This window comes from Streptomyces sp. (assembly GCF_036566765.1).
In the GTDB taxonomy this organism is placed as follows: domain Bacteria; phylum Actinomycetota; class Actinomycetes; order Streptomycetales; family Streptomycetaceae; genus Streptomyces.
In genome coordinates this window covers 1-7833 of the sequence record NZ_DATCVQ010000518.1, presented here as the reverse complement: position 1 = coordinate 7833, position 7833 = coordinate 1, and the positions used below count along the sequence as shown (strand labels likewise).

Annotated in this window: 10 protein-coding genes; 6 read left to right on the top strand and 4 right to left on the bottom strand. The window is 70.8% G+C overall.

Features of this window, described 5'->3' with window-relative positions; translation table 11 throughout:
* Together VIU94_RS30260 and VIU94_RS30255 are read left to right on the top strand one after the other, a co-directional pair.
* Positions 1-675 (top strand): DUF5753 domain-containing protein (locus tag VIU94_RS30260; RefSeq protein ID WP_331916170.1); only part of this gene is annotated, 675 nt, incomplete at its 5' end.
* Positions 656-922 carry a DUF397 domain-containing protein gene (locus VIU94_RS30255; protein ID WP_331916168.1) on the top strand — a complete coding sequence of 89 codons (267 nt, stop codon included), beginning with the start codon at positions 656-658 and terminating at the stop codon, positions 920-922. The genes VIU94_RS30260 and VIU94_RS30255, both read left to right, overlap by 20 nt.
* Positions 923-938: 16 nt before the next feature.
* On the opposite strand, the gene VIU94_RS30250 is transcribed toward VIU94_RS30255, so the two are convergent.
* Positions 939-1427, bottom strand: a complete 489-nt coding sequence (locus tag VIU94_RS30250; protein WP_331916166.1) for a hypothetical protein — start codon at positions 1425-1427, stop codon at positions 939-941.
* Positions 1428-1668: 241 nt separating this feature from the next.
* Here VIU94_RS30250 and VIU94_RS30245 point away from each other — a divergent pair, with 241 nt between their 5' ends.
* Entirely contained in the window at positions 1669-2487 is an 819-nt protein-coding gene (locus tag VIU94_RS30245; protein WP_331916164.1) for a hypothetical protein, read from the top strand.
* A gap of 30 nt (positions 2488-2517) precedes the next feature.
* On the opposite strand, the gene VIU94_RS30240 is transcribed toward VIU94_RS30245, so the two are convergent.
* Positions 2518-2850: a hypothetical protein gene (locus tag VIU94_RS30240; protein WP_331916162.1), complete on the bottom strand. Its 333-nt coding sequence runs from the start codon at positions 2848-2850 to the stop codon at positions 2518-2520.
* Positions 2851-3077: 227 nt separating this feature from the next.
* Here VIU94_RS30240 and VIU94_RS30235 point away from each other — a divergent pair, with 227 nt between their 5' ends.
* The gene (locus tag VIU94_RS30235; protein ID WP_331916160.1) at positions 3078-3740 is read left to right on the top strand and encodes a hypothetical protein; all 663 of its coding nucleotides are present in this window, start codon (positions 3078-3080) and stop codon (positions 3738-3740) included.
* Between the two features lie 32 nt (positions 3741-3772).
* Here VIU94_RS30235 and VIU94_RS30230 read toward each other — a convergent pair whose 3' ends face one another.
* Positions 3773-4465, bottom strand: coding sequence for an alpha/beta fold hydrolase (locus VIU94_RS30230; protein ID WP_331916158.1), 693 nt, complete (start codon positions 4463-4465; stop codon positions 3773-3775).
* A gap of 160 nt (positions 4466-4625) precedes the next feature.
* Between VIU94_RS30230 and VIU94_RS30225 the strand changes: the two genes are divergently transcribed.
* A complete protein-coding gene (locus VIU94_RS30225; protein WP_331916156.1) occupies positions 4626-5198 on the top strand; it encodes a dihydrofolate reductase family protein in 573 nt (190 codons plus the stop codon).
* 8 nt (positions 5199-5206) lie between these two features.
* Here the strand turns inward: VIU94_RS30225 and VIU94_RS30220 are convergent, their stop codons facing one another.
* Positions 5207-6715, bottom strand: coding sequence for an alpha/beta hydrolase (locus VIU94_RS30220; protein WP_331916154.1), 1509 nt, complete (start codon positions 6713-6715; stop codon positions 5207-5209).
* 126 nt (positions 6716-6841) lie between these two features.
* On the opposite strand from VIU94_RS30220, the gene VIU94_RS30215 reads away from it, so the two are divergent.
* The coding region (locus VIU94_RS30215) for a serine/threonine-protein kinase (RefSeq protein ID WP_331916152.1) at positions 6842-7833 on the top strand (992 nt) is incomplete at its 3' end.

The window sequence follows — 7833 nt, the reverse complement described above, 5'->3', positions numbered from 1 at the left end:
CCGCTGGACATCGCGGTCCAACTGGACGGGTTGTTGGACACGGGCGGCTTCTTCGAACGGAACTGCCGGGCGGCGAACAAGTCGAGGTACCCGGACCACTTCGCGAAGGCAGCGGAGGCGGAAGCAGAAGCGACGACGATCAAGCAGTTCGAGCCGCTCCTGATTCCGGGCCTCGTCCAGACGCCGGCGTATGCGACGGAACTGTTCCGGGCGTATCAACCGACGGCGTCGGACGAAATGATCGATGAACTGGTCGAAGCGCGCATCGCTCGTTGCCGTTTACTGGACGACCCAACAAAGCCCATGTTGTGGCTGGTGCTCGGAGAGGCGGTACTACGCCAGGAGGTAGGCGGACCGGCGGTAATGGCGGAAGCGCTCCGGCAAGTGGTAGCGCTGGTGCGAAGGCGCAGGGTGATCGTGCAGGTGGTCCCATTCACGGCGGGATCGCACGCGTCGATGGGCGGCCCGCTCAAGCTGATGACCTTCGAGGACGCGCCTCCCCTGGCGTACCTGCAGGGCCACGGGTCGGGCCGCCTGGAGGACGATCCGGCCACCGTCGCGCGCCACGGCCTCACCTACGATCTCGTCGCAGCCGCCGCGTTGGCACCGCGGGAGTCCCTGGCTCTGATCGAGTCCGCCATAGAGGATTACACCCATGAAGATCAACGCTCCTGAGTGCGACCTGAGCACGGCCACCTGGTTCAAGTCGAGCTACAGCGCGGGTGACGGCAGCGACTGCGTCGAGGTCGCGACCTGGCGCAAGTCCTCGTACAGCGGCGGCAGCGGCGGCGACTGCCTCGAAGTCTCCGACGAGCACCCCGGCGTCGTCCCCGTTCGGGACTCCAAGAACCCCGACGGCCCGAAGCTCGTGTTCCGGGCGGAGGCCTGGGCGGCGTTCATCGGCGGCGTACAGGCGGCGTGACGCCGCGCCCGTGGGGCTACCGCCGATGCTGCTCGATCGCATCGGCGGCGGCCCGCGCGAAGCCCGCCACGTTGTGCGGGCAGTGCCAGGCGGTGCCCCCGTCGAGGTCCCCCCACGTGTAGCCGACGTCGTCGCCGCCGCCGGCCAGCAGCGACAGCGCGATTTCGAAGGACTCCAGGTGCGTGTCCAGGTCGTCGTCGCACGGATGGCCCGCGTGCGAGCACGCGGCCTCCACGACGGCGGGGTCCAACGCCCCGGCCGACAGCACTGTCACGATCCGCTGTGCCGTCCCGGGTTCCGCGTCCTGCGCCGCATGGCAATACGTCCACACCAGGCCCAGCGTGTAGAACGCCGTCACGTCCGGATCGCGCGGGCGGGCGGCCCGCGCCGCGTCGAGCCGTTCCGCGCACTCCAGCAGGGTCTCGTCGTGCTCCCCGAGGAAGTACCCCTGGTAGATCGACTCCCAGTCGTCGATCAGGTCGTCCGCGTCAGCAATCACGAGCATCTTTCCTTGAGTTCGTCGGCCCGAAGCTCAAGTCCTCAGCCTCGGGCGCTGTTTCTGAGGAAGGGGTACGGACCTGGGCTTAACCCGCCTGCCCACCCTAGGAGTTGACGCTGCGCGAGCGACTTGCCACGGAGCGTCATATGCGTTTACGGTGAGCGAAACCAGACATAGAGCGGCCCCCGCCGGTGCGCCAACACCGGACGAGGGCCTCACCAACCAGATCGAAGGAAACGTTCGATCCATGGCTAACGCCGACTCTAATAGCGCTGCGCACCCTCTCGCCAACCCCGGCTACGGAAAACGCGCCACTCCGTACGAACGTCCAGCAGGGCCGGACGACTGGCGGCACCTGCAACCCCGCGAAGCGGCGATCGCCGCGTACATCGACAGACTCCCCGACGGCAGCGACATCTCCGTGAAGACGCTGGCCAAGCAGCTGCCGTACGGGCAGTGTGCGCTCCGGACCGCCCTCAACCGCATTCAACGGGTTGGTCACTTGAGGCGTGGGCGGGAGTGTCTGGCCGGTCGCTGGATCACCCGAACGTGGTGGTCCCGTACGGCGCGCGACGACGCGTGGTGGGCGGCCTTCGAGCGCGGGGACGTACCCAGGGAGAAGCCCCCGCCGACCCGCTCGCGCGCGTACATCCTGCTCGCCGCGCTGGGCCGGGAGAACTCCGCTCTGTCGCTGTCGCACGCGGACTGCCGCGCGCTCGCGCCGCTCCTTGAGGAGTGGTTCGCTCGGGAGGCCACCGACGGCGACGTGCTGCGGGCGCTCACGGACGGGCTGCCGTCGCCCGTCCACCACCCCGCCGGGCTGGTCCGCAACCGCCTGACGACGAAGATCCCGCCCGAACCTCTCCGTCGCGAGCCCCCGCCCCTCCGCCTCCTGGAATGCGCCAAGTGCGGCGCCCCCAGCTACGCCGAGACCCTGACAGGCGGCGAATGCGGCACCTGCCGGGGCGCGCCGGCTTCCCCACCGCGCCCCGCCCCCGCCGTCTCCGCCGCCCGAGTCCGCGCCTACGCGGAAGCGATCCGCGCCCACGCAAGGAATCGCCCATGACGGTTCGGCGGGGCCGGAAGCCCGTACCGCCTAGACGGCCGTCGAAGCGCTGGTGATGTGGCAGTTGTACGCGTCGCCGTCCACCAGGGAGCCCTTGGGGCTGCTCTGACCGGACGAACGGGACACCCAGGGGCCGTAGATGGTGATCGAGTAGGGGTAGGTCGGCGAGGCGCACGCCGCCTTCACCCGGTACTGCCCGAATCCCCCGTAGCAGTGGGCGATTGCCAGGTTGTCCTCGTTGTTGAACGAAGCCCGGCAGTCATAGACGGCCGCCTGGGCCGGGCTTGCGCCGACTACCAGACACGTGGTCAGCCCCAGAGAGGCCACCACTCCTTGCACGGTCATCTTGGCTATACGTCGCATGTCGAAATCCTTTGAACGTGGTCAGCGTCGCGCGACACGCTAAGAGGTGATCGTTAAGGTCGTCAACGGACTGGGGTATGCCCGCTGAGAGCCGCGACGACGGCCCGTGCCCGGCGTTCGCCTGACGCTTCGTCCGGCATGTGGCGGATGGACGGCGTGTCCGTCGGGCCGGTGGTCGCAAGGGGCCGCACCCTCGCCTTCGACCCCCAGCCGAAAGGTGATCACCCGTGCGACCCCTCTGGAAGAGATCCGCCTGGACCACGCGGATCCGCGCCACCGCCACGGCGGCGCTGCTCGCCGCCGTTGCTGCCGTACCCGCCCAGGCCGCCGCCGCGCAGACGGCCGTACCGCCCCAGGAGCACATCTGCTTCAGCCCCGACGGAACCGAGCTCAACAGCTTTCTCGGCATCGCCGACCGGATCATCGGCCCGCCCACCTGCCGCGAGGCGTTCGCGGGCGAGCGGCTGTACCGCAGCTTCTTCAGCTGGGGCACCGCACAGCCCCGCGAGGCCGGTGACCCGCCGCTGCTCTACCCGCCGGACTACGTGACCTCGCTGCCGGACGACCCGATGCGCGACTTCCGCTCCAAGCTGGTCGGAGTCCGCGTCGTCCATGACATCAACACCGTCCGGGAGCGGAGCTACAGCTTCGGCCAGGAGATCGTGCGCCGCACCGAGACCTTCGAAGGGGACGGCAACCTCTACGCCTGGTTCGCCGCGGGTCCGCTGCACCCGCTGAGCGTCGGCACGCACACGTCCACGGTCTTCATGCGGCTGACCGCCGAGCACTGCGACGGCATCACCACCGACCGGGAAAGCTCGTGCCTGCCCGCCGGGGAGTTCCTCTGGTCCCACATTCCCGTGCTGCGCATCTTCCCGCGGAACCCCTGACCCGCGCTCGCCGCGCTGACCGCCCCGCCCCGTCAGGCGTCCTGGAGCAGAATCCCCGCCAGTTCCCTCGGCCGGGAGAACATCGGCCAGTGGCCGGTGTTCATCTCGATCAGGCGCCAGCGGTCGCTCTTGAGCAGCTCCGCCACGTCCGGGTTCGGCTCGTCGCCGTCGAGCAGGCATTTGATGTACGTGGCCGGCAGGTCGGCCAACTCGGCTTCCAGGACGGCCGGTTCGGTGAGCGTCGCGCCCGGGTGCGGGGTGGCGCCGCCGAGGAAATGGGCGATCTGGGCGTCGGTGAGGTCCTGGCCCGCGAATTCGGGGGCGGTCGGCGGGGCCCAGTCGCCGCCGTTCGCGGCGAGTTCCGCGTCGAAGGCGGCCTGGCCCTGCCACCAGGACGACGCGAACGACTGCCCGTGCGCGGGCGCGTTGGAGTCGACGAAGACCACGCGCTTCAGCCGGTCGCCGATCCGCTCGGCGGCCTGGCCGACCGGGATGCCGGAGTAGCTGTGGCCGACGAGGACGACGTCACGCGAACCGATCCGGTCGACCTCCGCCACGATGTCGTCCACGTGCGTCCGCTGCCCGGCGGCCACGTCCCGCTTCTCCGCGAGCCCGGACAGCGTCAGCGCGTGCGCCCCGTGTCCCGCCGCCCGCAGTTCCGGGACGACGTCGTCCCACGCCCACGCTCCGAGCCAGGCCCCTGCGACAAGTACGAAATCAGTCATGGCGGCACCGTACGGGGGGCCGCTGACATCGCCGGGCCGAGAATTCTTTTCCCTGGAGGCCGATGAGTTTCTGCACGGCCAGCTGTCATACCTGGTGTTCGATCGGAGCACGCAGCGGCCGGACATCCGGGAAACCCACACGAGTCACCGAGGACATCACATGCGCACCCTGATCAGCTCCGCCTTCATCTCCCTCGACGGCGTCGTTGAGGCCCCGGGCGGCGAGCCCGGCTACCGGAACTCCGGCTGGACCTTCAAGGACGTGGAGTTCCTTCCCGAGGCGTTCGAGATCAAGGACCGGGAGCAGAAGGAAGCGACCGCGATCCTGCTGGGCCGGACCAGCTACGAGGCGTTCAGCCCGGTGTGGCCGGACATGGAGGACTTCGCCGGCTACAAGGTCATGCCGAAGTACGTCGTCTCCACCACCCTCACCGAGGGCGACCTCGTCACGAACTGGGGCGAGACCACGATCCTCCGCTCGCTCGACGAGGTCGCCGCGCTGAAGGAGACCGAGGGCGGCCCGATCATCATGCACGGCAGCGCCACCCTCAACCGGGCCCTCTCGGACGCCGGCCTCATCGACCGCTACCACCTGCTCGTCTTCCCGCTCCTGCTCGGCGCGGGCAAGCGACTGTTCAGCACCACGGACAAGGACACCCAGAAGCTGAAGCTGGTCGAGCAGGAGGCGTACGCCAACGGCCTGCAGAAGCAGGTCTTCGACGTCGTCCGCTGACGCGGCCGTCAGTTCGCGCAGTACGCGTCCTTCTCCGGGCGCTCGCCGGTGAGCAGGTAGCGGGTCACGGTCGCGTCGCCGCAGGCGTTGCCGTTGCCGAGGTAGAGGCCGTGACCGCCCTGCTCGACCGTGACGAGGCGGGCGCGGGCGCCGAGGGCCTCACGCATCTTGAGACCGCTGGTGTAGGGGGTGGCGGGGTCCTTCAGGCTCTGGATCATGAGGATGTTGGAGGGTCCGTCGGCAGTGAGGCGGACGGGCTTCTCCGTCGGGGCCTTCCAGAAGGAGCAGGGCGTGATGTTGGCCGGCATGCCGCCGGTGAGCGGGTGGGTGTCGCGGGCGGCGGCGACGGCGCGGCGGTAGGACGGGACGGAGCCGGTCCACCGGACGTCGTTGCAGATGACGCCGACGGTGATCGCCGCGTCCTCGTCGCTCATCGCCTGCGTCAGCGCGGGCGGCAGGACGGGCCGGCGCTCGGGGTCCTGGACGGCGGCCGGGTCCTGGGCGGCCTTGACGAGGCGGGCCATCGAGGAGAAGGCGGAGTCGCTGTAGAGGGCGTTCTGCAGTGCCTGCAGGAGCACCTTCCCGTCGACTGCGACGCCGGGCGTCGTGCTCGGGACCGGGGTGCGGTCGAGGCGGGCCGCGAGGTCGAGGACCAGCGGGCGCACGTCCTGCGCCCGGTCGGCGAGCCGCAGGCCCTCGTTCGCCCGGTCCGGGTGCACGGCCCAGGCCGCGAAGTCGGGGAAGCGGTCGTCCGCGCCGCGCGCCATGTCCCGCATCCAGCCCTGCGCGACGCGCTTCGGGTTCGGGTCGGCGCTGCTGTCGAGGACCCAGCGGTCGGTGTGCCGCGGGAACTTCTGGGCGTACACGGCGGCGACGTACGTGCCGTACGAGGTGCCCCAGGCGGAGATCTTCTCCTCGCCGAGGGCCTCGCGCAGCCGGTCCAGGTCGCGGGCCTGGTTGGCGGTGGTGAGGCTGTCGAGGATCGGGCCGCCGTTGCGGCGGCAGGCCTCGGCGATGCGGCGGGAGCGCGCCACGTTCTCCTCGATGCCGCCGTCCGCGTCCGGCCAGGACCGCAGGGTCACCATCCACCGGTCGCCCGCGTCGAGCTCGCAGTTCGCCCGCGAGCTGCCGCCGACGCCGCGCGGGTCGAAGGCGACGAGGTCGTACGCCCCGTCCATCTCCTTCGCGAGCCGCGCGCCCTTCTGCGTGAGCCGCTGCACCCCGGAGCTGCCGGGCCCGCCGGGGATCACCATCAGCGTGCCGCGCCGCGCCTCGGGCCGGGTGCTCTTGATCCGTGACACGGCGAGCGTGAGCTGCCGCCCGTCGGGCTCGCTGTAGTCCAGCGGTACGGAGAGGTCGGCGCACTCCTGCCCGGCCGGCCCTCCCTTCACCTCGCAGTTGCGCCAGGTGAGCTCCGTACGGGGCGCGGCGGAGGCGCTCTGCGCGGCGGGCAGGACCGCGGCGACGGTGGCGGCGGAGAGGGCGAGGAGGAGGGCGTTGCGTCGGTAAGCAGTCATGAGCACAGCTTTGTTGATCACCCGTCACGGCCCCATCCGGCAGGCAGGCCGACCCGGGCTGGGGCTATCCCCAGCATGGTGTCAGGCGTCAACTCGGCCCAGGAGAAACGCGATAGCCTGTTTCCCATGACCGGGGGAATGGAAAAAAGTTCTAATTTGACGGGTAGTGGCGCGACACCGCTCCAGTCGGCCGACCCGCGCCGGATCGGCTCCTTCCGGCTGATCGGACTGCTCGGCGCCGGGGGCATGGGCCGGGTGTATCTCGGCTGCTCGCAGGGGGAGCCGGGGCGGCCGGGAGGGTACGCGGCGGTCAAGCAGGTGCTGCCCGCGCTGGCCGAGGATCCCGACTTCCTGCGCCACTTCGGGCACGAGCTGGACAACCTGGCCCGACTGCCCGCCGACGTCAGCGCCCGTCTCCTCGCGAGCGACCGCACCGCCCGGCCGCCCTGGTTCGCGACCGAGTACATCCCCGGGATCACGCTCAGCGAGGCGGTACGGCTCCACGACGGGCCGCTGCCCGGTCCGAGCCTGTGGCGGCTGCTGCGGGACGCGGCGGCCGGGCTGCGCGCGGTGCACGCGGCGGACATGGTGCACCGCGACCTCAAGCCGTCCAACGTCATGCTGACGGCCGACGGCGTGACCCTCATCGACTTCGGCGTCGCCCGCGCCGCCGACCAGAGCCGGCTCACCAAGACCGGCATGGTCGTCGGCACCCCCGCCTACATGGCGCCCGAGCAGGCCGTCGGAGGCGGCCGACTGACGGGCGCGGCGGACGTGTTCGCGCTCGGCAGCCTGCTCCTGTACGCGGCGAACACCCGGCCCCCGTTCGGCGACGGCTCCGGGCTCGACCTGCTCTACCGCATCGTCCACACCGAGCCCGACCTCGGCGCACTCCCCGAGACCCATCCGCGGCTCGCCGCGATCGTCTCGTCGTGCCTGGCGAAGGAGCCGGAGGACCGGCCGACGGCTGCGGAGCTGGTGGCTCTGGCGGACGAGCAGCTGAGGCGGGCGGGCGGGGACGCGGGCGAAGGGACGATGCGGCTCGGCCCGGCGGCGAATGCCGGTACCGGCCCGGCCGCCGAGGCCGAGGCGGGCGCCCCGCCGGCCTCCGCCCCGGA

Coding starts and splice junctions, on each gene's coding strand:
- VIU94_RS30225 (WP_331916156.1), top strand. CDS start 4,626: ATGCGCACCCTGATCAGCTCCGCCTTCATCTCCCTCGACGGCGTCGTT.
- VIU94_RS30220 (WP_331916154.1), bottom strand. CDS start 6,715: ATGACTGCTTACCGACGCAACGCCCTCCTCCTCGCCCTCTCCGCCGCC.
- VIU94_RS30250 (WP_331916166.1), bottom strand. CDS start 1,427: ATGCTCGTGATTGCTGACGCGGACGACCTGATCGACGACTGGGAGTCG.
- VIU94_RS30255 (WP_331916168.1), top strand. CDS start 656: ATGAAGATCAACGCTCCTGAGTGCGACCTGAGCACGGCCACCTGGTTC.
- VIU94_RS30240 (WP_331916162.1), bottom strand. CDS start 2,850: ATGCGACGTATAGCCAAGATGACCGTGCAAGGAGTGGTGGCCTCTCTG.
- VIU94_RS30230 (WP_331916158.1), bottom strand. CDS start 4,465: ATGACTGATTTCGTACTTGTCGCAGGGGCCTGGCTCGGAGCGTGGGCG.
- VIU94_RS30245 (WP_331916164.1), top strand. CDS start 1,669: ATGGCTAACGCCGACTCTAATAGCGCTGCGCACCCTCTCGCCAACCCC.